Origin of the sequence: Pseudonocardia sp. EC080619-01, from assembly GCF_001420995.1 — a bacterium.
Lineage (GTDB): Bacteria > Actinomycetota > Actinomycetes > Mycobacteriales > Pseudonocardiaceae > Pseudonocardia.
The window spans coordinates 618,322-640,656 of record NZ_CP012184.1; the positions used below are offsets into that span (position 1 = coordinate 618,322).

Here is a 22,335-nt window from a genome sequence, read left to right on the forward strand (position 1 = left end):
TGACAGACTGGACCCGCCCGCGTCGCCACCCGAGGAGGCCCGTTGTCGTCGAGCGCACCCTCTGCGCCGTCCGTGCCGTCCCCGCCGTCCGGTGTGTCCGGGCGTCATCCGGACTCGACCGGCGCGACCCCCGGGTACGCCGCCGAACCGATGGACGCGGGGGCCGTCGCCGAGGTCGCGGGCCGGATCGCCGCCGCGGTCCAGAGGGTGATCGTCGGCAAGCCGGACGCGGTCCGTCTCGCGCTGGTCGCCATGCTGTCCGAGGGGCACCTCCTGGTGGAGGACGTCCCGGGCGTCGGCAAGACCTCGCTCGCCAAGGCGCTCGCCCGCTCGGTCGACGGCGCCGTGAGCCGGGTGCAGTTCACCCCGGACCTGCTGCCCGGTGACATCACCGGCACCTCGGTCTACAACCGGCAGACCGCCGAGTTCGAGTTCCGCGCCGGACCGGTGTTCGCCAACCTCGTGATCGCCGACGAGATCAACCGGGCGTCGCCGAAGACGCAGTCCGCGCTCCTGGAGTGCATGGCCGAGCACCAGGTGACCGTCGACGGCGGCACCTATCCCCTCGGGGACCCGTTCATGGTCGTCGCGACCCAGAACCCGGTCGAGATGGACGGCACCTACCCGCTGCCGGAGGCGCAGCGGGACCGTTTCACGATCCGGATCTCGGTCGGCTACCCGGACCCGGCGGCCGAGCTGGCGATGCTCGACGAGCACGGCGCCGCCGAGCCGCTGGACCGCATGCGCCCCGTCACCGACCTGCGCACGATCCGCTCGATGATCGCCGCGACCCGGGCCCTGCACACGGCCGCCGAGGTGCGCCGGTACTGCGTCGAGATCGTCGGCGCGACCCGCCGGCTCAGCGAGGTCCGGCTCGGCGCCTCCCCGCGCGCGACGCTGCACCTGCTCCGTGCCGCGCGGGCGTGGGCGGTCACCGCCGGGCGCGGCTACGTGATCCCGGACGACGTCCAGGCCGTCGCGGTCCCCGTCCTGGCGCACCGCCTGCTCCTCGGGCCGGAGGGTGTCGCCGCCCGCCGTTCGACCGCCGATCTCGTGCGCGGCGCCGTCGGCCGGGTCGCGGTGCCGTCCCCGCCGCGGGGCTGACGTGACCGCACCGGACCCCCGTCGGGACGGCCCACCGGCCCGGCCCGCCACGGGTGGCGCCGGACCCACCGACACCGGGCGGTCCTCCGCCCCGTCCGCACCCACCGCGGCCCCGCGCACGGAGCGGCGGGCCGGCCTGACCGTCCGCGGCCGTTGTCTGCTGGCGGGTGGCCTCGCGATGGTCGTGTCCGCCGTCGTCCTCGACGAGCGGGATCTCGTCCGGGTCGGGGCGTTCGTCGTGCTGCTCCCGCTGCTGGCGCTGGTGGTCGCGCTCCGGTCGCGCCGCACGCTGCAGGTGGAGCGGTCACTGGAACCGGTCCGGATCGAGGCCGGTGCCTCGGGCACGGCGCTGCTGCGCATCGCGGGCGGCGCGCTGCTCGGCTCGCTCCGCATCGCCGACCACGTGCCCGACGCGGCCGGGCCGTCCGACCGCTACCCGCCCCGGTTCACCGTCCACCGTCTCGGCCGCCGGGGAGCCCGGGTCGGCTACCCGCTCCGTCCGGCGGTCCGTGGCGCCTACCGGATCGGCCCGCTGCGCGGGCGCGGCACCGACCCGCTCGGCCTGGCCGAGTTCCGGCACGACCTGCTCGCCGCCGACCGCTGGCTGGTACTCCCCCGGGTCACGCCGCTGACCGGGCGTCCGCCGCTCGCCTCGACCGCGGTCGGCCGGGGCGCCGAGGGCGGCAGCCGTCCCGGCACCGGCAACCCGGACGTCCTCATCCGCCCGTACCGCCAGGGCGACGAGATGCGTCGCGTGCACTGGCGCTCCAGCGCGCGACGCGACGAGCTGATGGTCCGGCTCGACGACCGTCCCGACCCCTCCGGGGTGACGCTGCTGCTCGACCGGCGGGACGCCGCGCACCGCGGTCACGGCGCCGCGTCCAGCCTGGAGTGGGCGGTGGAGTTCACCGCCAGCGTCGCGGTGCACCTGGTGCGTCGCGGTGAGGCCGTCACCCTGGTCGACGAGTCCGGCGACCCCCTCGACGACGGCGGGCCGGTCCCGACCGGTGAGGAGGACCAGGTGCCCCAGCGGCTCGAGTCCCTCGCGGTGCTGCGCCCGTCCGCGACGGCCGCGCTCGGTGGGACCGGTGAGCCCGCGGCGGGCACCGTGACCTCGGACGGCGTGCTCGCCGTCCTCGGCTCCACCGGTCCCCGGGACGTGACGGCGCTGACGGCCGCCTGGCCGCGGGGCGGGCACGCGATCCTGCTCGACGTCGACGGGTGGGGTTCCGGCACCGGTACCGGTCGCGCGGCGACCGCGGCCGGGGCGCTGCGTCAGGCCGGCTGGCAGGCGACCGTCGTGCCCGCGGGGGTCACCGTGCAGCGGGCCTGGGCCGACGCGTGCGGCGAACCCGCTGCGCCGGCGGGAGCCCTCCGGTGAGCGCGCTGGCGACAGCACCGCCGACGGCGGCCACCCCGGCGTCGGGTGGTCCGCCCGGCCCCCTGGGCTGGACCGCGCTGCTCGCGCCGCTCGCCTCCGGTCTCGCCGTCCTGCTGGCCGGTTCGGCGACCGGCGCGGTCGTGCAGGGCGCCGCCTGGGTGTGGCACGCGCTGGTCGCGGTGGCGGTCGTCGTCGTGACCGGGGCGGTGCTGGTGCGGGTCCGGCCGTGGCTCGCCGCGCCGGGCCAGCTGGTCGCCCTCGCGCTGCTGGCCACCGGCTGGTTCACCGGCAGTGGCGTGGCCGTCGTCCTGCCGGGACCGGACGCGCTCGCCGAGCTCGGCGCACTGCTCGGCGGCGCCGGGCAGCAGATCGACACGGGCGTCCCGCCGGTCGCCGCGACGCCGGAGATCCTGCTGCTGGTCACGCTCGGCTTCGGCACGCTCGCCATCGCCGTGTTCGGGCTCGCCGTGACCGTCGCGGCGCCCGCCGCGGCCGGGGTGCCGCTGCTCGTGGTGTTCGCGGTGCCGACGGCGTTGCAGTCCGACCTGCTGCCGTGGTGGTCGCTGGTGGCGGCCGGGGCCGGGTTCGTGCTGCTCCTGCTGCGCCCGGAGCGGCTGCGGCAGGCACCGGGCGGGATCGCGGTCGTCGCGGTCGCCGTCGTCGGCGCGCTCCTGGTCGGCACCGCCGCGACCGCCGTCGGCACCGCGGGCCGGTTCGACGCGACCGGCGGCGCCGGTGGCGGCGCGGACGGCTCGATCGGGTTGAACCCCTTCACCTCGCTGCGCGGCCAGCTGACCCGCAGCGAGCCGCGGGAGCTGTTCCGCGTGCAGGGCCTGCAGCGGGCGAGCTACCTGCGCGCCCTGACGTTGCAGACCTACGTGCCCCAGGAGGGCTGGACGGCGGAGCGGCCCGCACCGGGTGTCCCGCTGAGCGGGCAGCTGCCGCCGTCGACGTCGGGGCCCGCTGCCGAGCAGACCGTGCAGGTGGACAACCTCGGTTTCCGCGACTACTGGCTGCCGGTGTTCGGCGACCCGACGGCGGTCGAGGTCGCCTCGGACAGCTGGGCATACGACGCGGCCGGCGGCATCGCCTACAGCGAACGCCCCCGCGAGGAGGACGGCTGGTCGCAGGCCATGCGTCTGCCCGAGCCGTCCGCGGAGCAGCTGCGCGGAGCGGGCGGGCCGGTCACCGTGGACCGTTCGTACCTGGACACCACCGGCGTCGACCCGCGGGTGGCGCAGATCGCGCAGGACGTCACCGCCGGCGAGGCCACCCCGTTCGACCGGGCGATGGCGATCGAGAACCACTTCACCGGCCCCGGCTCGCCCTTCACCTACAGCCTGTCGACGGCGCCCGGCGGCGGCGGGGACGCGCTCGTCGACTTCCTCACCCGCGGCCGGACCGGCTACTGCGAGCAGTACGCGTCCGCCATGGCCGTGATGCTGCGGGCCGTCGACGTCCCGGCCCGGGTCGCGGTCGGGTTCACCGCGGGCGACGACGGCCCGGACGGCCGCACGATCACCACCGAGGACGCGCACGCCTGGGTCGAGGCGTGGTTCCCCGGCTACGGCTGGATGACGTTCGACCCGACCCCGCTCGCCGACGGCCGCACCATCGACCCCGGTTACGTCCAGCAGGCCCGCGAGCAGGACGGCGGCACCCCCGCCCAGGAGCAGCCGCCGGCCCCGGAGCCGACCGCCGCTCCCCCGCCCCCGGCGGGCGGGGACGAGGCCACGCCGGAACCGCCGCCCCCGGCCGAGGACGGCCAGGAACCCGGTCCGGTTGCCGGGACCTGGTGGCTCCCGGTGCTCGTGGGCGCCCTGGCCCTCGCCGGGCTGGTGCTGCTGGCGTTGTTCCCGGGGTTCTGGCGCCGCCGTCAGTACGCGCGCCGGGCCGGCATCGCGCGCGCCGGGGGCCCGGGCGCCGCGACCGCCGCCTGGGACGAGGTGCTCGCCGCGTCCCGCGACCACGGCGTGCCGGTCCCGCCCGGCGACACGGTGCGGGCCGCAGCGGACCGGATCACCGAGCGGCACGGCCTGACCGACCGGGCGGCGGAGGCGCTGCAGCAGCTCGTCCGCAGCGTGGAGGCCAGCTGGTACGGGGCGATGCCCCCGGAGCCGGACGTCCTCGACGGCCTGGTCGACGAGGTGCGGACGGCGATCGCCACCGGTGCCCCGTCCCTGCGGGCGCGGATACTGCCGGCGTCGGTGGTGCCGGAGTCCGTGCGGCGCACCCGGAACGGCGACATGGGCGACGACGACGGTGGGACCGGCGTGGACGACACCTCCCCCGTCGCCGGTACCTCGCCCGGCGACGAGCCCGCGGACGCGCCTCGACGCTGACCGCCACGCCGTACACCGGAGCGCACACGACGGCGGGGCGGGACACCGTGGTGTCCCGCCCCGCCGTGGGTTCGTGTCGCGGCCGTGTGGCCGCCGGAGTCACTCCTGTTCGAAGCGGCGCCGGAAGCGCTCCTCCATCCGGTCGGTGAAGCCACCGTTCTCCCCACCGGGCTTGTCCTTCGGCGGGGTCGCGTCGCCCTCGGCCGCTTCGGCGTCGTTACCGCCGCGCGCGCCGATCGAGGTCACCGCGAGGAGGGCTCCGCCGAGCATCGCCAGGAACCCGACGACGCTGAGCACCGGGATGTCGCCCAGGTACAGCACCTGGAACGGGATCCCGGCCACGAGCAGGACGAGACCCACGACGAAGAGGACGGCCCCCTGGATCCGGCGCCGACGAGCCGGCTTGCTCATCCGGCTGCCACTCACCGACGAGGCGAATTTCGGGTCCTCCTGGTAGAGGGCCCGTTCGATCTGTTCGAGCAGGCGCTGCTCGTGCTCGGAGAGCGGCATGCCTTCACCTCCGGCACACGAAATCGGACGGTAGGCCGAATCGACCCGGGCTTCCCTGCCCCGATCGGAACGACGGGCGCCCCACCTGGGCGTCTGGGTCCAAGAGTACGAGGCGAATCGTGCGGCGACCACCCGGACCGGCCAACCCGCACGGCTGATCGTCGAGCGGACGGCGTGGCGCGGCGTGTCGCCGATCACGTTCGGCGGGTCGGAGCAACCCGATCGGCCGTGGAACCGCAGGTGAACGCCCGACGGACGACGACGGACGGTCGCCGCACGGCGACCTCACGGAGAGGTCGGCATCACGCCTCAGAACCGCCGGGCGAGCAGATGCAACCGCGGAGCGACCTCACCCAGTGCCGGCACCGCCGACGCCAGAGCGTCCAGTTCGTCCCGCTCGTCCCGTCCGGCCGGTTCACCGTCCGGGCCGGGACCGGGGAGCCACGCCTCGAGGGTGCCGTCCCCCTGGAGCGCCTCGACCTCCAGCCGGCCGGTGGCGGACGCGAGCTCGCGCAGCTGCCCGGCGTCGAACCGGCGCAGCAGGCGGTCGTCCGGGCCGCTGCGGCCGTCCGGGTCGGTGAGGACCGCACGGGCCTCGGCCAGCCGCCCGGTGGTGATCCGGCCGACGAAGGCCCCGTAGCGGCCGACGGTCAGCACCGAGACCGCACCGCCGGGCGCGGCCGCGGACGCCAGCGCCGTCAGGACGCGGCCCGGCTCGTCGACGACCTCGAGCAGGCCGTGGCCGAGCACGAGGTCGGCGCCGTCGGCGGGGGCCACGTCGGCGAGGGTGTCCACGTCGCCGTGCACCGGGGTGATCCGGTCGGTGACGCCGGCCTCGTCCGCGCGGCGGGCCAGGGTGGCCAGGGCGTTCGGGCTGGTGTCGACGACCGTCACCGCGCATCCGGTGACGGCCAGGGGGACCGCCCAGGTCCCGCTGCCACCACCGACGTCCAGCACCCGCGGGGCGCTGCCGGTCCCGCGGCGGACCCGCTCGATCTCCCTGTCCAGCACGCGGGTCACGGCCGCACCGCGCGCTGCTCCGGCCTGCTCACGTGTCGGCGATCCCACGCCCGCAGCCTAGTGCTCCCCCTCCGTGGCACCACCGGCCACGCCGGACCGGCGCACCGGTGTGGACCGGTGCCACTCCGCGGGACACGGCCGCGGGACCGCCCTGTAGGTTGGAGGTGTGCAGGTCGTCGCCACGCTCAGTCTCAAGGGCGGCGTCGGGAAGACCACGGTCGCACTCGGTCTCGCCGGCGCGGCCCAGCGGCACGGTGTGTCCACCCTCGTGGTCGATCTCGACCCGCAGGCCAACGCCACCACCGCCCTGGACCCGGAGCCGACCACCGCGACGGTCGCCGACGTCCTCGACGAGCCGCGCCGCGCGGTCGTCGAGCGTGCGATCGCGCCGTCGGCGTGGGGCGAGGGTCTCGACGTCCTGGTCGGCGCCGAGCAGACCGAGCGGCACAACCATCCCGATCCCGGTGCGGCACAGCTGCACCGGCTGGACCGTGCGCTGCAGCGGCTGGCCGGGGACCTGCTGTCCGACGACGGCGAGGGACTGGTCGAGGAGCGCTACCGGCTGGTGATCGTGGACTGCCCGCCGTCGCTGGGACAGCTCACGCGCAGCGCGCTGTCCGCCTCCGACCGGGCCATCCTGGTGACCGACCCGACGATGTTCTCGGTGTCCGGCGTCCAGCGGGCCTTCGACGCGGTGCAGACCGAGCGGGAACGCTCCAACGACCGGCTCCAGCCGCTGGGCGTCCTGGTGAACCGGGTACGGCCCCGCAACACCGAGCACGAGTTCCGGATCTCCGAGCTGCGCGAGCTGTTCGGCCCCCTGGTGTTCAACAGCGTCCTTCCCGACCGCTCGGCGGTGCAACAGGCGCAGGGCGCCTGCCTGCCGATCCAGGCCTGGGACACCCCCGGGGCCCGCGAGATCTCCGCGGTGTTCAGCTCCCTGCTGGGACGGGTGCTGCGCAGCGCCTCCCGGGACCGCCCGGCCGCCTCGGCCTGATCCTCACCGGGGCAGCAGCAGCTGCACCCGGGCGACGAACTGTTCGGCCTGCCGCAGCAGGTCGTCGGCGGCGCGGCGGTCCACCAGACGGTCGATGCCCGCCTCGGCCGCGGTCCGGGTCCGCGAGCAGGACGCGAAGAACGACGCCCACTCCCCCAGCTCCGGTGCGACCTCCGCGAGCAGCCCCCAGACGTCCCGCGGGGCGCCGCGGCGCGGCCGCGGACGGGCCCGCATCGCCAGCACCGCGGCGCCCGCCCGGAGCGCCGCCAGGTAGGCGGCGGGATAGCGGCGCACCGGCTCGGGCTCGTGGTGGGCCTGCGCCAGCTGGTCGGCCGCCTGCCGGAGCCGTGCCAGCGCATCACGCGACGGCGGGACCGGACCGCGGCGCGGTGCGGCGCGGCGACCGCCACCGCGCCGTACACCACCGTGCCCTCCGGGAGCCGCCGGAGCAGCAGCCGGCACCGGGGCCTGCGCCGACGGCGCAGGCGGCACAGCCGGCACAGCCGGAGCCGTCCCTGTCCGTGTGCACGGCGCCGCCACTCCTCGTGCGGGGGCGGCCGCCTGCGCACCGGCCCGGCACACCCCGCGGACACCCTGCCCCGCCGCACCCCCGGACCGCGGGGGCCGGGGCTCCGGCAGCTGCAGGTCGAGTTCCATCGTCCCGCTCCTCATACGCACCTCCCGCGTTCAGTCGTTCAGCTTCACGAGGTCCCAGACCCCGGGACCGGCACGCATCCGCAGCACCACCTCGCGGGGCGGTTCGTGCGGCTCCTCCACCGAGCGGGCGAGCACCCGCCAGCAGCTCAGCCGGTCCCCGCCGACCGGCATCGGCGACGGGAACGGCCACGGCGACTCCTCGATCCACTGGTCCCGGACGCCGGTGACCAGGAACCGCTCACCCCGCCGGGACGGCCGTCGCTGGAACTCGACCGGCTCACCGTTCTGCCAGCGCACGTCGATGGCCGCCGGCTGCCGCCCCCGGAACAGTCGCGAGAAGCCGCCCACACCACCACGCCCCTTCCCGGTCGGCGGGCCTCGGCTCCCGCTCCCCGGACTCGGTCCCCGGGTCGTCCGGCGGCGGGGCGCTTCCCCCACCCCGCGCCGGACGCCCGGGCGTCGAACGCGTGTTCGACGCCGTCCAGTAGAACGCGTGTTCGATCCGGCGTCAAGTCGGCCGCCGGGCGTCCGGCACCACGGACGGGTGGTGCGGGGCACCGGCCGGACCGGTCCCGGGCGGCCCGCCCGGCACGGGGCATCCGGCGCAGGTCCCGCGGGCCCCGTGCCGCCGGCCCCGCACTCCGGGCCCGCACACCCGGCCGGGTCGTGATGTGATGGGGACATGCAGTCCGACACCCGCAGCGCCGCGCGCACCCGCCGCCGCGCCGGGCGGTGGGGACCGTGACCGCGGCACCGGCCCGCCCCCGTCTGGTCGGGCTCTCCCGCGGTGACTTCGCCGACCGGCTGGCCGAGGCGATCGACGTCTACGTGACCGCCATGGGGTACCCGCGTTCCACGGCCCGGCAGCGCCGGTCGCTGTGGCTGGAGCACTCCTACCGGCCCGGCTGGCACGCCGTCGGCTGGCTGGACGAGCGGAACCGCCTGACCGGCATCGGCTACGGCTACCGGGGCGGCCCCGGGCAGTGGTGGTTCGAGGAGGTCCGGCGCGGGCTGCGGTCCCGCCGCGGGGACCCGGACGCCGTCGGCCCCGAGTGGCTGACCGACTACTTCGAGCTCACCGAGCTCCACGTGCACCCGCAGGCCCAGGGCGGCGGGATCGGCGAGCAGCTGCTGCACGCGCTCGCCCGCGACGCCGGCCGCGCCCGGATGCTGCTCTCCACCCCCGAGTACGGCCGGGACGCACCCGGGCGGGCCTGGCGGCTGTACCGGCGCGCGGGCTTCCGCGACGTCCTGCGCGAGCACCTGTTCACCGGCGACCCGCGGCCGTTCGCGGTCCTCGGCCGGGAGCTCCCGCTGCTGTCACCCGGCCCCGGGAGAGATCACCCGACACACCCGGCGTGACACCGGGACCGTCGGTGCCGGGTGGCACGATGACCCGCATGCCGTTCCCCACCACCGCCGCCGTCCCGCGCCGCCGTACCCGGGGCCGGTCGAAGGCCGCGGTGCTGCTCGTGGTGCTCGCCCTGATCACGCTGACGGGCTGCACCCGGGTCCAGGTCGCGATGGCGGTCCAGCCCGACGACACGGTCGACGGCACCGTCGTGGTCGCGACCCCGGACGGCGCTCCCGACGGCGACGGCCCGACGATGACGGTGCCGCCGGAGCTCGAGGGCCGGGTCGACGTGTCGGCCTACGACCAGGACGGCTACGTCGGCTCGCAGGCGTCGTTCACCGACCTCACCTTCGCCGAGGTCTCCGAGCTCAACGCGCTCGGCGGCAACGCGGGCGGCCGGGCGAACGTGGAGATGCGCCGGGTCGGCGAACGGATCGCGGTGCAGGGCCGCGCCGACCTGACGACGATGCCGGTGGACCGTTCCGACGTGCGGCTCGCGATGAGCTTCCCCGGCGAGGTTGTCGAGAGCGACGGCGATGCCGACGGCAGCACCGTCACCTGGAACTTCGCCCCGGGCGAGGTCTCCCAGCTCAACGCCTCGGTCGTCTCGACCGACCCGAACGCGCCGTCGGTACTGGGCTGGTCGCTGCTGCTGGCCGGGCTGGTCGTGGTCGCCGCCGGGGCGGCCGTCCTGCTCGCCCGGCGCGACCGGAACCCTGCGATCCGCCGCTAGGACACGCACGCGTGCCCGGCACGTCCGTCGCGGTCGGGACGGACGTACCGGGCACGTGGTCGCCTCGGGCAGCTGCCTCAGACGGGCAGCACGGCCTCGCTCTCGGCGCGGTCGGCGCCGGCGGGCTGCGCGGCCAGGCCGAGCCGCTCGACGAGCTCGGTCGTCGCCGTCGACCGGTTCAGCGAGTAGAAGTGGATCCCGGAGACCCCCTCGGCGATCAGCCGCTCGCAGAGCTCGCCGGTCACCTCCATGCCCGCCTCCCGGAACGCCTTCGCGTCGCCGGAGTACTTCGAGAGGCGCTCCACGAGCGCCTCCGGCAGCGGCGAGCCGGACAGCTCCGGCCCCTTGTGGAAGGTCTTCTCGGAGGTCAGCGGCATGATCCCGGGGATGATCGGCTGGTCGAACCCGGCCGCGGCGACCCGGTCGCGCAGCCGCAGGAAGCCGTCGGGCTCCAGGAACAGCTGGGTCACCGCGAACTCGGCACCGGCCCGGAACTTGCCGACCAGCTTCTCGGTGTCGGACTCGACGTCCGCCGAGCGGGGGTGGCCGTACGGGAACGCCGCCACGCCGACGCAGAACGGCCCGGACCGCTTGATCAGCGAGACCAGCTCGTCGGCGTACTCGAGGCCCTCGGGGTGCTTGACCCACTCGCCCAGCGGGTCCCCGGGCGGGTCGCCGCGCAGCGCCATGATGTTGCGGACGCCGGCCGCGGCCAGCGAGCCGATCACGTGCCGTAGCTCCTCGGTCGAGTGCGACACGGCCGTGAGGTGCGCCATCGAGCACAGGGTGGTGTCGCTGGCGATCCGCTCGACCGTGCGCACGGTGCGGTCGCGGCTGGAGCCGCCCGCGCCGTAGGTCACCGACACGTACGCCGGGTCGAGCACCTCCAGCCGGCGGATCGCCCGCCAGAGGTCCGCCTCGCCCTGATCGTCCTTCGGCGGGAAGAACTCCACCGCGAAGAAGGGGCGGTCGACACTGATCCGTTCGGTCACCGTGGATGCAGAGGTCGTCGTCACGGAGGTGACCATACGTGCAACTCCCCCTGCTGTCGGTGCGGAGGAACACACTTCGGCGCCAGGGTAACGAGTGCCACCGCTGATCGTCAGGTGGCCGACGGGTGGGGTCGCGGCCCCACCGATAGCCTGGATCCGTGGTCGACCCCGCAGCTCCCGCGTCCGTCCCGTCCGGCCGGGCCGAGGTCACCCCGGCCGGTGCCACCCCGCTGGACGACGCGCTGCCCCAGCACGTCGAGCGGGTGCTGGCCGGCTACCTCGACCGGCGCCGCACCGACGTCCTGGGCGTCGATCCGGCCGTCGCGCAGGCCGCCGACGCGCTCGCCGGCTTCGTGCTGGGCGGCGGGAAGCGGCTCCGGCCCACGTTCGCCTGGTGGGGCTGGCGCGGAGCGGGCGGCGACCCGGGTTCCGACCACGCCCAGGCGGTGCTGACCGCCGTCGCGTCGCTCGAGCTGATCCAGGCCTGCGCGCTGGTGCACGACGACCTGATGGACGCGTCCTCCACCCGCCGCGGCCGTCCGACGGTGCACGTCGAGTTCGCCAGGACGCACGCGGCGAACGACTGGTCCGGCCCGCCGGCCCGGTTCGGTGCGGCGGTCGCGATCCTCGTCGGCGACCTCGCCCAGGTGTGGGCCGACGACATGTTCCACTCCGCGGCGCTGCCCGACGGCGCGCACGGGCGGGCCGCCGAGCCGTGGCGGGCGATGCGCACCGAGGTGCTGGCCGGTCAGTACCTCGACGTGCTGGCGCAGGCCTCCGGCGATACCGCGGAGTCCACGGCGCTGCAGATCGACCGGTTCAAGACGGCCGCCTACACCGTGGAGCGCCCGCTGCACCTCGGCGCGGCGATCGCCGGCGCGGAACCGCAGGTGGTGAACGCCTACCGCCGCTACGGCGCGGACATCGGCGTCGCCTTCCAGCTGCGCGACGACCTGCTCGGCGTCTTCGGCGACCCCCGGGTGACCGGCAAGCCGGCCGGTGACGACCTGCGCGAGGGCAAGCGGACGCTGCTGGTCGCGGCCGGCCTGCAACGGGCCGAGCAGCGCGGCGACCCGGCCGCGCACGAGGCGATCACCGCGGCCCTCGGCGACCCCGGTCTCCCCGACGACGCGCTGGACCGGGCCCGGTCGGCGCTGGCCGAGCTGGGGGCGGTGCAGGCCGTCGAGCAGCGGATCGCGGCACTGACCGGGTCCGCGCTGGACGCCCTCGACGCCGCCCCGGTCGCCGAGCCGGGCCGGGCGCACCTGTTCGAGCTGGCCGAGCGCGCCACCCGGCGGGCCTGGTGAGACGGATCCCGGGCCGCACCGACCACGTCGTGGTGGTGGGTGCCGGGCTGGCCGGGCTGTCGGCCGCGCTGCACCTGCTCGGTGCGGGACGCCGCGTCACGATCGTCGAGCGCGAGGACGTGCCCGGTGGCCGGGCCGGACGCCTCGACGTCGCCGACGGGCACGGCACCTACCGGCTCGACACCGGCCCGACCGTCCTGACCATGCCGGAGCTGTTCGAGTCGGCACTGGCGGCCGTCGGCGAGACGACGGCGGACCGCCTCGACCTCGTCCGGCTCGACCCCGCCTACCGGGCCGAGTTCGCCGACGGCTCGGCGATCGCGGTGCACACCGACGCCGCCGCGATGGAGCACGAGATCCGCGAGACCTGCGGACCGGACTCGGCGGCCGGCTACCGGCGGCTGCGCCGCTGGCTGACCGACCTCTACCGCGCCGAGATGGACTCCTTCATCGGCGCGAACATGGACTCGCCGTTCTCCCTGCTCGGCCCGGACCTCGCCCGGCTGGCCGCGCTCGGCGGGTTCGGCAGGCTGGGGCGGCGGATCGGCCGGTTCCTGCCCGACGAGCGACTGCGCCGGATCTTCTCGTTCCAGGCGCTCTACGCCGGCGTCGCCCCGCAGGACGCGCTCGGCGCCTACGGCGTGATCGCCTACATGGACACCGTCGCGGGGGTCTGGTTCCCGCGCGGCGGCATGCGCGCGATGGGCGACGGGCTGGCCGGAGCGGCCGCCGACGCCGGCGCCGACATCCACTACGGCCGCACGGTCACCGGCCTCGTGCGGTCCGGGGACCGGGTGACCGCCGTGCGGCACGCCGGTGCCGACGGCTCCGGCACGACCGAGACCGCGTGCGACGCCGTCGTCCTCACCCCGGAGCTGCCGGCGGCCTACGAGCTGCTGGGCGGCGCGCCCCGGCGCCCGCTGGGGCTGCGGTGGTCGCCCTCGGCGGTGGTCGTGCACGCCGGGGCCCCCGCACCGCGCCCCGGGACCGCGGAGCACCACCACACGATCTCGTTCGGCGCCGCCTGGGAGGGCACCTTCCGCGAGATCATCGACGACGGCCGCCTGATGAGCGACCCGTCGCTGCTGGTCACCCGGCCCGGGCTCACCGACCCGTCGCTGCAGCCCGCGGGGCGCGAGGTGCTCAGCGTGCTGGCGCCGTGCCCGAACACCGACGTCGCCCCGGGCCTGGACTGGGAACGGGTCGGGCCCGCCTACGCCGAGGAGCTGTTCGGGGTGCTGGCCGACCGAGGGCTGCTCGATCCCGGCACCGGACCGAGCTGGACCCGGCTGTGGACCCCGCAGGACTGGGCGCGGGCCGGGATGGCCGCCGGGACGCCGTTCTCCGCCTCGCACACGCTGCCCCAGACCGGGCCCTTCCGGCCGCGGAACCTGGTGCCCGGCACGGCCAACGCGGTGCTCGCGGGCTGCGGCACCACACCGGGTGTCGGCATCCCGCCGGTGCTGATCTCGGGACGGCTCGCGGCCGAGCGGATCACCGGCCCCCGGGAGGCCGAACACGCCGGTCACGGTGCGGGGTCGCGGACGGTCCGCTGACGCCCCCGTGGGACGATCGACACCACCATGACCACCCAGCCATCGCCCCCGCTCCCCCGTCCGGCCGGCACCGTCCCGGCTGCTCCGGCCGGGGACGTGGGCGTCCCGCGGGCCGGCACGTGGTCGTCCCGTGCCGCCGGTCTCGCCGACCGGCTCGGCCGCCCGCCGCGCGGCGTGCTGCTGCTCGGCCTGGCGGGCACCGTCCTGATGCTGGTCGGCGCGCCGGGTGGCGGCGGGATCCCGGTACGGGACCCGGTGCTGGGCAACTCCTGGCTCTCGTTCTGGCGCTACGGCCACGGGCAGATGCTCGCCTCCGTCGTGATCTACACGGGGCTGGCACTGATGGTCTGGGCGTGGGTGCGGCTGGGCCGCGAGGTCCTCGCCCGGCGGACCGGTGGCCGCGCGGTGCTGACCGTGTCGGCGGTGTGGGTGCTGCCCATGCTGGTCACGCCCCCGCTGTTCACCCGGGACCCGTACAGCTACCTCGCCCAGGGCGCGCTGCCGCTGGCCGGGTACGACCCGTACGTCTTCGGCCCGGACGCGATGGGCGGGTTCCTCACCGACAACGTCCACTTCTTCTGGCAGGACACCCCGGCGCCGTACGGGCCGCTGTTCATCCTGCTGGCCCAGGGCGTCGTCCTGCTGACCGGCAACAACGTGCTGCTCGGCGTGATCCTCATGCGGCTCTCGCTGGTCACCGGCGTGCTGCTGATGATCGCGGTGCTGCCGGCACTGACCCGCCGGCTGGGCGGGCGGCCCGCGGTCGCGCTGTGGATCGCCGTCGCCAACCCCGTGATGATCGTCCACATGATCGGCGGGGTGCACAACGACCTGCTGGTCGTCGGCCTGCTGCCGCTGGCCGCGCTGCTGGCCCTGCGCGACCGGTTCGTCGCGGCGGTGGCCGTCGCCTCGCTCGCGATGGCGGTCAAGGCCTCGGCCGGGCTGATCCTGCCGTTCCTCGTCCTGGTGTGGGCCGCGAGGCTCACCGGCGGCTTCTGGTCGCGGCTGGTCCGGGCCGGGGTCCCGTCGGTGCTGGTGTACCTCGTCGTGTTCGGCGGGTGCACCTGGCTGTCCGGGTTCGGCCTGGGCTGGCTGCCCGCGCTCAGCGCTCCGTCGATGATCGTGAACTGGCTGTCCTGGTCCACCGGCGCCGGGCAGGCCGCCGCGGCCGTGGCGGGGATGTTCGCCGAGGACCTGAACGAGCAGGCGTTCGTCGAGGTGGCGCGGGCGATCGGTGGCGGCGTGCTCGCCCTGGTGATCGCGGCGCTGTGGTGGCGGGCCCGGGTGGGCGGTGCGGCCGCGATCAGCTGCGCCGCGGTCGCCATGGCGTTCGCGGCGGTCCTGTCGCCGACCACGCTGCCGTGGTACCTGAGCTGGGGCTTCTGCCTGCTCGCGATGGCGGCGTGGAGCACCCGCGGGCTCCAGTGGGTGGTCCTCGGCTCGGTGTGGCTGATGATCGTCTACTTCCCGAACGGCGAGACCGCGCTCTACGCGTGGCCGTACCTGGCGCTGTGCGCCGCGGTGGGGGTGCTGGCGGCGCTGTCGCTGGTGCGCACCGACCCGCTGGGCCTGCGCCGCGACCGTCCCGACGTCCCCGGTGCCACCCTGGTGCCCGACGGTGCGGCCGGCCGCGGCTGACCGGGCCGGGCGGGTCGAGCTCGACGCCGCCGGCCTGACCGACCCCGCCCTGCGCGCGGCGTACGCCGCCTGCCGCGACCTGCACGCCGAGCACGGCCGCACCTACTTCCTGGCCACCCGGCTGCTGCCGCCGGGACGGCGGGTCGACATCCACGCGCTCTACGGCTTCGCCCGGTACGCCGACGAGATCGTCGACGACCCGGACGGCGCCGGTGGCGGTGAGCCGCACATCCGCCTCGACGCGCTCGACGCCGAACTCGAGGCGGCGCTCGGCGGTGCGCCGCTGCCCGGCAGCCGCCCCGAGGTGGTCGCCGTCGCCGAGACCGCGCGCCGGCACGCGCTGGACCCGCAGCTGTTCCGGGACTTCATGGTCTCGATGCGGATGGACCTGACCGTCTCCGGCTACCCGACCGACGACGATCTCGCCGTCTACGTGCACGGCTCGGCCGCGGTGATCGGTCTGCAGACGCTGCCCGTGCTCGGGACGGTGGCGCCCCGCGCCGAGGCGGAGCCGCACGCCGCGTTGCTCGGCGTCGCCTTCCAGATGACGAACTTCCTGCGCGACGTCGGCGAGGACCTCGACCGCGGTCGCGTCTACCTGCCCGCCGACGAGCTGGCGGCGTTCGGCGTCGACCGCGAGCTGCTGGCCTGGTCGCGGCGCACCGGCCGGGCCGATCCCCGGGTGCGCCGGGCGATCGCCCACCTGGTCGCCCGCACGCGGGCCACCTACCGCCGCGCCGACCCGGGGATCCCGATGCTGGAGCCGGTGTCGCGGGCCTGCGTCGGTGCGGCCCGGACGCTCTACTCCGAGATCCTCGACGGGATCGCCGACGCCGGCTACGACGTGCTGCGCCGGCGCGTCGCGGTGCCGAACCGGCGCCGGGCCGCCGTGGCGCTCCCCCGGCTGGGGCGCGCGCTCGCGGTGCGCGGGATGCAGGTCGCGGCCGAGCGGGCCGGACGGGCCGGGCGCGGGCGGTAGCCGCCCCCGGGCAGCGCGAGGGGGTCAGAACGCCATGGCCTGCGCGCGGCGCTTGATCTCCTTCTGCCGCCCCGCCCTGAGCGCACCGATCGGCGACCCGCCCAGCGACTCGTCCTCGGTGAACAGCCAGGCGAGGATCTCGCGGTCCTCGAATCCGCCGTCACGCAGCACCATGATCGTGCCGGACAGGCCGCGGATCACGTCCTGGCCGTCCAGGAACACCGCCGGGACGACGACCTCGCGCTCGTGGCGCAGCGACAGCAGCTGGCCCTCACGCACCAGCTGGACGACGCGGGAGGCAGGGATCGACAGCCGCTCGGCGACCTCGGAGACGGTCAGCGTCTCCTCGGTGACGGCCGCGGGAAGGGACTCGCTCACAGCCGGACACTGTTCCATACCGGCCCGCGCGCGCCACAGCGGTCCGCACGCCGTGTCGCCACGGGTCGCCACGGGTCGCGGGCCGGTCACCGGCGGTCGCGGCGGGCGCACACGCCGGACCACCCGCACGGACGGTGACCGCCGCTGAAGTAGCCTTCCCGGCGTGAGCTCACCGTCCGGACCGGCCGATCCCGGCACGCCGGGTGGGGCCGCCGGGCGGATCGTGGCCGACGGCCCCGGCCCGGTGCTGCTCGACGGCCGCTACGCCGTCGGGCCCGTGCTGGCCCGCGGCGGCATGTCCACCGTCTACCACGGCACCGACACCCGGCTCGAGCGCGCCGTCGCCATCAAGGTGATGGACCCGCGGATGGCCGGGGACCACGCGTTCCGGACCCGATTCGACCGGGAGGCGCGGCTCGCCGCCCGGATCGACCACCCGGCCGTTGTCGCCGTGTACGACCGGGGCACCGTCCCGGCCGGGCCGCTGGGCGAGCCGAGCCTGTTCGTCGTCATGGAGCTGGTCGACGGCGGCACCCTGCGCGACGTCCTGCGGGCCCGCGGCGCGCTCGGCCTCCCGGCCGCCGTGCAGGTGCTCGAACCGGTGCTGGCCGGGCTGGCCCGCGCGCACCGGCTCGGCATGGTGCACCGCGACGTGAAGCCGGAGAACGTGCTGATCGCCGCGACCGGCGAGGTCAAGGTCGCCGACTTCGGGCTGCTCACCGCGGCCGCGGAGGCCGGTGTCAGCCACGCCGGGATGATCCTCGGGACGATGGCCTACCTCTCCCCCGAGCAGGTCGTCTCCGGCCGCGCCGACGGCCGCAGCGACGTCTACGCCGCCGGCGTCGTCCTCTACGAGATGCTGACCGGCCAGCCGCCGTACACCGCGGACAACCCGCTGTCGGTGGCCTACCGGCACGTGAACGAGGACGTCCCGCCGCCGTCGGCCCTCGTGCCCGGGCTGCCGCCCGCGGTGGACGAGCTGGTCGCCCGGGCCACCGCCCGCGACCCCGACGGCCGCCCGGTCGACGCCGAGCACCTGCGCCGCGAGCTCCTCGCGGTCGCCGACCGGCTCGGTCTGCCCCGCACCGGCGTCCCCCGCCCGCCCGGGCCGCCCCCGCCCGACGACGGCGTCACCCTGCCGGCCGGTCCGCGGCGGGTCCGTCCGGACGCGGCCGCCGAGGCGACGCCGCACGGCACCCGGGTGCAGGCCCGCGGCGCGCACGGCACCGCGGTCACCCCGGCCGCCGAGCCGGAGGCGCTGTCCCGGGCGGAGCTCGGTGCCCAGCGGCGCCGCGGCCGCCGGGTCTTCGCGCTGTGGATGGTGCTGCTGGTGCTGCTCGCGGCGCTGGCCGGGACCGGCGCATGGTGGCTCGGATCGGGCCGCTGGACGACCATGCCCGCCGTCGCCGGCCTGGACCGCGAACGCGCCACCGCCCTGATCGCCGAGTCCGACCTCACCCCGACGATCACCGAACGCGCCGAGGACGACGTCGCGCCGGACCTCGTCGCCGAGGTCACGCCGGCCCCGGAGACCCGGGTGCTGCGCGGCTCGACGGTCACGCTGTTCGTCTCCACCGGGCGCCCCGCGGTGCCGGACGTGCCGGCCGGCAGCGCCGTCGCCGACGCCGAGGCCGCGATCCGGGAGGCCGGGCTCACCCCGGTCCGGTCGACGGGCGCCGACGAGTACAGCTCCGACGTCCCGGCCGGTGCGGTGATCCGGACCGACCCGCAGCCGGGCACCCGGGTCCCCGGCGGATCCGCGGTGACCCTCGTGACCAGCCGGGGTGCCGAACCGGCCCCGCCGCCGACCACGGAGGCGCCGCCGCCGTCGTCGCCCTCGATGCCGTTCGTGATCGGGATGAGCACCGACGAGGCCGAGGAGCTGCTCGAGTCGCAGGGCTACGACGTCGAGATCGACCGCAGCTTCCCGTTCGGGCGCCGCGACGGCCGCGTGGTGGGCCAGGACCCGTCCGCGGGCGACTCCGCCGAGCCCGGCGACACCGTCACCCTCACCGTGCTCTGAGGCGGCGCGGTCACAGGCCGAACCGCTCCCGCTCCGCGGGCGTGATCTCCGGGAGCTGCGCACCGGCTGCGGTGACCGCGAACGCGCCGACCCGCACGGCGTAGCGGGCGGCACCGGCGAGCGGGTCCCCCGCGGCGAGCCGGACGGCGACGGCGGCGAGGAACGCGTCCCCGGACCCGGTGGTGTCCACCGGGGACACCACCGGTGCCTCCACGGTGGTCGTCGTGCCCCGGTCGTCGATCTCGCAGCCGCGGGCCCCGCGGGTGACGACCGAGCGCGGGACCGGGTGCTCCCCCAGCAGCGCCGCCTCGTGCTCGTTGACCACCAGCACGTCGGTGGCCTCCAGCAGCCCGTCCGGCACCGGGCCGAACGGGGACAGGTTGAGCAGCACGGTGACCCCGGCCGCCCGGGCGGCACGCGCCGCGGCGAGCACCGTCTCCAGCGGACTCTCCAGGGAGAGGGTGAGCACCGCGGCGCCGTCGAACGGGGGCAGGTCCGCGGCCGTGAGCGTCCGGTTCGCGCCCGGCGAGACGACGATCGTGTTGTCCGCCGCCGCGTCGACGGTGATCACGGCGGTGCCGGTGGCGGTGTCGTCGCGGGTGGCGACCCGGGAGACGTCCGCACCGGCCGCGGCGACGGCGTCCCGCACCAGCGCCCCGTGCGCGTCCGCACCGGTCACGCCGACCATGGCGACGTCCCCGCCGAGCCGGGCGGCGGCGACGGCCTGGTTGGCGCCCTTCCCGCCGGGCCCGACGACGAGGTCGGCGCCGGCGACCGTCTCCCCCGCCGTGGGGAACCGCTCGGTGCGCACCACCAGGTCGGCGTTGAGCGAGCCGACCACCACCACGTCGTTCATCCGGTTCCTCTCGTGTTCCGTCGTCACCGCGACACCGCGGGTGCGGTCCGGTCGTCGGCGGTCTCCGCCGCCGCCGGGCGCGGGATCAGCAGCGACATCGCCAGCGCGCAGGCCGTGCAGACCGCGCCGACCAGCATGCCCGCCGAGTACCCGGCGGTACCGGCCTGGTCCGCCGCGCCGACCGCCACCTGCACCGCGGGCAGGATCACGAAGCTGATCCCGGCGCCCAGGTTGAACGCACCGGCGTTGAGGCCGGGCAGCATCCCCGGGTTGCCCGCCGGGGACAGGACGACGCCCAGCCCGTTCAGCACGATGTTCGCGATCCCGGCGTAGGTGACGCCGAGCAGCAGGGTCGCGACGACCAGCATCGGGAACGACCGCACCCCGGCGAACGCCATGAACAGCGTCGCGGCCACGCTGCCGGCGAGGCCGATCCGCAGCACGGTCCGGTAGCCGAGGACCGGCGCGATCCGCCCCGCGAACGGGCCGACGACCCATCCGACCAGCGCGTACGGGGCGAGCAGCACCAGCGCGGTGAGGTCGGCCGGGAGGCCGAACCCGGCGTCGGTGTTCTGGGCGAGCGAGGCGACCAGGCCGTTCACCACGGCGAACACGCCGGTCATGGTGAGCAGGGTGGTGCCGAGCGTCGCCCAGGTCGCGCGGCGGCGCAGGTCCGCGGTCGCGATCAGCGGCTGCTCGGTGCGGTCCTGCAGCCGCCAGAACACGACGAACGACGTGGCCGCGACCAGGCCGTACACCGCGGCGAGCGCCCACCTCGCGTCCGCGAGACCGCCCGCCTCGTCGAAGGCCAGCAGCAGCGCCCCGACCGACACGACGAGCGGGACGACGCCGCGCCAGTCCATCCGGGTCCCGGCCGACGGGCGCGAGTCCACTCCCCACACCGCGACGAGCACGAGCGCCACGACCGTCGTCGCCGCGATCACCCAGAAGATCGCCCGGAAGCCGTGCGCGGTGGCGAGCCAGCCGCCGAGCAGCGCGTCGACGCCGGCGACACCGCCGTTGACCGCGGTGATCAGTCCGAGCGCCGCACCGTACCGGCGGGGATCGGCGATCTCGCTGCGCAGCATGAGGAGTCCGATGGGGACGACCGGGCCGGTGACGCCCTGGAGGATCCGGCCCGCGAAGAGCATCTCGACCGACACCGCGAGCGCCGCGACGATGCTCCCGACCAGCATCACCGCCAGCATGACGAGCAGGGTCCGCCGCCGGCCGACGATGTCGGACAGTCGCGGCAGGAACAGCGAGAACATCGCCGCGAGGGTGAAGAACATCGTCTGCGAGAGGCCGACGGTGGCGTCGTCGGTGCCCAGTTCGCGGGCCATGGTGACCAGCGCGGGGCTGAGCATCGAGGCGTTGAGCTGGAAGGCGACGCAGGCGGCGAGAACGGCGGCGACGAGCGTCGCCGTCCCCCGGCGGGTGGCGGTCACGCGGGCTGCTCCGATGCGACGACCGGAGCGGCGACGGGTGCGGCGACGGTGGGGTCGCCGATCCGGGTCAGCGCACCGACCACCAGGTCCCAGAACCGGCCGTGGTCGAGCTCGCGCGCGGCGTACGTGCGGCACCCCTCCGGCGCGGGCCCGCGCAGGTCGGCGACGGTCATGCCGGTCGTGTACCGCCCGGTCGTCTCGACGACGAGCGGCACCGGCACCGCGCGGACGACCGTCGGGTCGATGACGTGGGCGACGGCGCACGGGTCGTGCACCGGCGGGGCGTCGAAGCCCTGCACGTCGCGATAGGTGCCGGCGAAGAAGTCGAGGAGCTCGTCGACGAAGCGGGCCGGGCCGGTCCCGACGGCGCGGATCGCCTCGCGCACCTCCGGGCCCGCGACGGCCTGGTGGGTCAGGTCGAGCCCGACCATCACGACCTCCCAGCCCGCGGAGAACACGATGTCCGCGGCCTCGGGGTCGATGGCGATGTTGAACTCGGCGACCGCGGTCCGGTTCCCGACGCCGACGCCGCCGCCCATGAGCACGACCCGCTTCACACGCTCCACGATCTCCGGGGCGCGCCGTGCGGCCAGCGCGATGTTGGTCAGCCCGCCGGTCGGGACGAGCGTGACGGTGCCCGGCTCGTGCGCCAGCACGGTCTCGACGATCAGGTCGACCGCGTGCGCGCCGACGACGCCGAACGCGGGCTCGGGCAGCTCCGGCCTGTCCAGCCCGGACTCGCCGTGGATGTCGGCGGCGACCTCGATCTCCCGCAGCAGCGGCCGGTCGGCGCCCGCGGCGAACGGGACGCCGGTGATCCCGGCCATCGTCGCGACCGACAGCGCGTTGCGGGTGACCTTCGCCAGGGTCTGGTTGCCGACCACGGTCGTGACGGCGAGCAGCTCGATCCCGGGGTCGCCGTGCGCGAGCAGCAGCGCGATCGCGTCGTCGTGTCCCGGATCGCAGTCCAGGACGATCTTCTCCGCCATGCGCGGCACCCACCTCGTCGTAGATCGTCGCCCGGGTGCTCCGAGCGTGGCCACACTGACTCGTCAAGCGC

20 protein-coding genes are annotated in these 22,335 nt (G+C 76.0%); 11 read left to right on the top strand and 9 right to left on the bottom strand.

Going from position 1 to position 22,335, the window contains the following annotated elements:
* Nucleotides 1-42 precede the first annotated feature (42 nt).
* From AD017_RS02850 to AD017_RS02860, 3 genes are read left to right on the top strand one after another with little or no spacing between them, the layout of a single operon-like run.
* The gene (locus AD017_RS02850; protein ID WP_075314118.1) at nt 43-1,104 is read left to right on the top strand and encodes a MoxR family ATPase; all 1,062 of its coding nucleotides are present in this window, start codon (nt 43-45) and stop codon (nt 1,102-1,104) included.
* A 1-nt stretch (nt 1,105) separates the two neighbouring features.
* On the top strand, nt 1,106-2,485 hold the full coding sequence (locus tag AD017_RS02855; RefSeq protein ID WP_060633761.1) for a DUF58 domain-containing protein: 1,380 nt from the start codon (nt 1,106-1,108) through the stop codon (nt 2,483-2,485).
* The gene (locus AD017_RS02860) at nt 2,482-4,827 is read left to right on the top strand and encodes a DUF3488 and transglutaminase-like domain-containing protein (RefSeq protein ID WP_145984096.1); all 2,346 of its coding nucleotides are present in this window, start codon (nt 2,482-2,484) and stop codon (nt 4,825-4,827) included. Before AD017_RS02855 ends, AD017_RS02860 begins: the two co-directional genes overlap by 4 nt.
* Before the next feature lie 99 nt (nt 4,828-4,926).
* Here AD017_RS02860 and AD017_RS02865 read toward each other — a convergent pair whose 3' ends face one another.
* Both AD017_RS02865 and AD017_RS02870 read right to left on the bottom strand, forming a co-directional pair.
* The gene (locus AD017_RS02865; protein WP_060572687.1) at nt 4,927-5,337 is read right to left on the bottom strand and encodes a DUF3040 domain-containing protein; all 411 of its coding nucleotides are present in this window, start codon (nt 5,335-5,337) and stop codon (nt 4,927-4,929) included.
* 309 nt (nt 5,338-5,646) lie between these two features.
* Nucleotides 5,647-6,405 carry a bifunctional 2-polyprenyl-6-hydroxyphenol methylase/3-demethylubiquinol 3-O-methyltransferase UbiG gene (locus tag AD017_RS02870; RefSeq protein WP_168170487.1) on the bottom strand — a complete coding sequence of 253 codons (759 nt, stop codon included), beginning with the start codon at nt 6,403-6,405 and terminating at the stop codon, nt 5,647-5,649.
* 118 nt (nt 6,406-6,523) lie between these two features.
* Here AD017_RS02870 and AD017_RS02875 point away from each other — a divergent pair, with 118 nt between their 5' ends.
* Nucleotides 6,524-7,354: a ParA family protein gene (locus tag AD017_RS02875; RefSeq protein ID WP_010232151.1), complete on the top strand. Its 831-nt coding sequence runs from the start codon at nt 6,524-6,526 to the stop codon at nt 7,352-7,354.
* A gap of 3 nt (nt 7,355-7,357) precedes the next feature.
* Here AD017_RS02875 and AD017_RS36960 read toward each other — a convergent pair whose 3' ends face one another.
* Both AD017_RS36960 and AD017_RS02885 read right to left on the bottom strand, forming a co-directional pair.
* Nucleotides 7,358-7,648 (bottom strand): SAV_6107 family HEPN domain-containing protein, encoded by a 291-nt coding sequence (locus AD017_RS36960; RefSeq protein ID WP_238591881.1) that lies wholly within the window; start codon nt 7,646-7,648, stop codon nt 7,358-7,360.
* 393 nt (nt 7,649-8,041) lie between these two features.
* A complete protein-coding gene (locus AD017_RS02885; protein WP_010231343.1) occupies nt 8,042-8,359 on the bottom strand; it encodes a hypothetical protein in 318 nt (105 codons plus the stop codon).
* A gap of 393 nt (nt 8,360-8,752) precedes the next feature.
* Between AD017_RS02885 and AD017_RS02890 the strand changes: the two genes are divergently transcribed.
* Nucleotides 8,753-9,373 carry an N-acetyltransferase gene (locus AD017_RS02890; protein WP_060572689.1) on the top strand — a complete coding sequence of 207 codons (621 nt, stop codon included), beginning with the start codon at nt 8,753-8,755 and terminating at the stop codon, nt 9,371-9,373.
* A gap of 38 nt (nt 9,374-9,411) precedes the next feature.
* A complete protein-coding gene (locus AD017_RS02895; RefSeq protein WP_010231349.1) occupies nt 9,412-10,098 on the top strand; it encodes a DUF3153 domain-containing protein in 687 nt (228 codons plus the stop codon).
* A 77-nt stretch (nt 10,099-10,175) separates the two neighbouring features.
* Here the strand turns inward: AD017_RS02895 and metF are convergent, their stop codons facing one another.
* Nucleotides 10,176-11,126, bottom strand: coding sequence for a methylenetetrahydrofolate reductase [NAD(P)H] (gene metF / locus AD017_RS02900; protein WP_060572692.1), 951 nt, complete (start codon nt 11,124-11,126; stop codon nt 10,176-10,178).
* Nucleotides 11,127-11,320: 194 nt separating this feature from the next.
* On the opposite strand from metF, the gene AD017_RS02905 reads away from it, so the two are divergent.
* From AD017_RS02905 to AD017_RS02920, 4 genes are read left to right on the top strand one after another with little or no spacing between them, the layout of a single operon-like run.
* A complete protein-coding gene (locus AD017_RS02905; RefSeq protein WP_029239599.1) occupies nt 11,321-12,397 on the top strand; it encodes a polyprenyl synthetase family protein in 1,077 nt (358 codons plus the stop codon).
* Entirely contained in the window at nt 12,394-13,953 is a 1,560-nt protein-coding gene (gene crtI / locus AD017_RS02910) for a phytoene desaturase family protein (protein ID WP_010231354.1), read from the top strand. The genes AD017_RS02905 and crtI overlap by 4 nt, the downstream gene beginning before the upstream one ends.
* 27 nt (nt 13,954-13,980) lie before the next feature.
* Nucleotides 13,981-15,591, top strand: coding sequence for a polyprenol phosphomannose-dependent alpha 1,6 mannosyltransferase MptB (gene mptB, locus AD017_RS02915; protein ID WP_075314114.1), 1,611 nt, complete (start codon nt 13,981-13,983; stop codon nt 15,589-15,591).
* Nucleotides 15,572-16,570, top strand: coding sequence for a phytoene/squalene synthase family protein (locus AD017_RS02920; RefSeq protein ID WP_060572694.1), 999 nt, complete (start codon nt 15,572-15,574; stop codon nt 16,568-16,570). The genes mptB and AD017_RS02920 overlap by 20 nt, the downstream gene beginning before the upstream one ends.
* Nucleotides 16,571-16,594: 24 nt before the next feature.
* Here AD017_RS02920 and AD017_RS02925 read toward each other — a convergent pair whose 3' ends face one another.
* Nucleotides 16,595-16,948 carry an Rv2175c family DNA-binding protein gene (locus AD017_RS02925; RefSeq protein ID WP_337819665.1) on the bottom strand — a complete coding sequence of 118 codons (354 nt, stop codon included), beginning with the start codon at nt 16,946-16,948 and terminating at the stop codon, nt 16,595-16,597.
* A gap of 163 nt (nt 16,949-17,111) precedes the next feature.
* Here AD017_RS02925 and pknB point away from each other — a divergent pair, with 163 nt between their 5' ends.
* A complete protein-coding gene (pknB, locus tag AD017_RS02930; protein WP_060572698.1) occupies nt 17,112-18,971 on the top strand; it encodes a Stk1 family PASTA domain-containing Ser/Thr kinase in 1,860 nt (619 codons plus the stop codon).
* 10 nt (nt 18,972-18,981) lie between these two features.
* Here the strand turns inward: pknB and AD017_RS02935 are convergent, their stop codons facing one another.
* From AD017_RS02935 to AD017_RS02945, 3 genes are read right to left on the bottom strand one after another with little or no spacing between them, the layout of a single operon-like run.
* Complete coding sequence (locus AD017_RS02935) at nt 18,982-19,827, bottom strand: ribokinase (RefSeq protein WP_060576203.1); 846 nt, start codon at nt 19,825-19,827, stop codon at nt 18,982-18,984.
* Nucleotides 19,828-19,850: 23 nt separating this feature from the next.
* Nucleotides 19,851-21,275 carry an MFS transporter gene (locus tag AD017_RS02940; RefSeq protein WP_060572701.1) on the bottom strand — a complete coding sequence of 475 codons (1,425 nt, stop codon included), beginning with the start codon at nt 21,273-21,275 and terminating at the stop codon, nt 19,851-19,853.
* The gene (locus AD017_RS02945; protein ID WP_060572702.1) at nt 21,272-22,264 is read right to left on the bottom strand and encodes a nucleoside hydrolase; all 993 of its coding nucleotides are present in this window, start codon (nt 22,262-22,264) and stop codon (nt 21,272-21,274) included. The genes AD017_RS02940 and AD017_RS02945 overlap by 4 nt, the downstream gene beginning before the upstream one ends.
* Nucleotides 22,265-22,335: the final 71 nt, after the last annotated feature.

Coding starts and splice junctions, on each gene's coding strand:
- AD017_RS02865 (WP_060572687.1), bottom strand. CDS start 5,337: ATGCCGCTCTCCGAGCACGAGCAGCGCCTGCTCGAACAGATCGAACGG.
- AD017_RS02895 (WP_010231349.1), top strand. CDS start 9,412: ATGCCGTTCCCCACCACCGCCGCCGTCCCGCGCCGCCGTACCCGGGGC.
- metF (WP_060572692.1), bottom strand. CDS start 11,126: ATGGTCACCTCCGTGACGACGACCTCTGCATCCACGGTGACCGAACGG.
- mptB (WP_075314114.1), top strand. CDS start 13,981: ATGACCACCCAGCCATCGCCCCCGCTCCCCCGTCCGGCCGGCACCGTC.
- AD017_RS02935 (WP_060576203.1), bottom strand. CDS start 19,827: ATGAACGACGTGGTGGTGGTCGGCTCGCTCAACGCCGACCTGGTGGTG.
- AD017_RS02945 (WP_060572702.1), bottom strand. CDS start 22,264: ATGGCGGAGAAGATCGTCCTGGACTGCGATCCGGGACACGACGACGCG.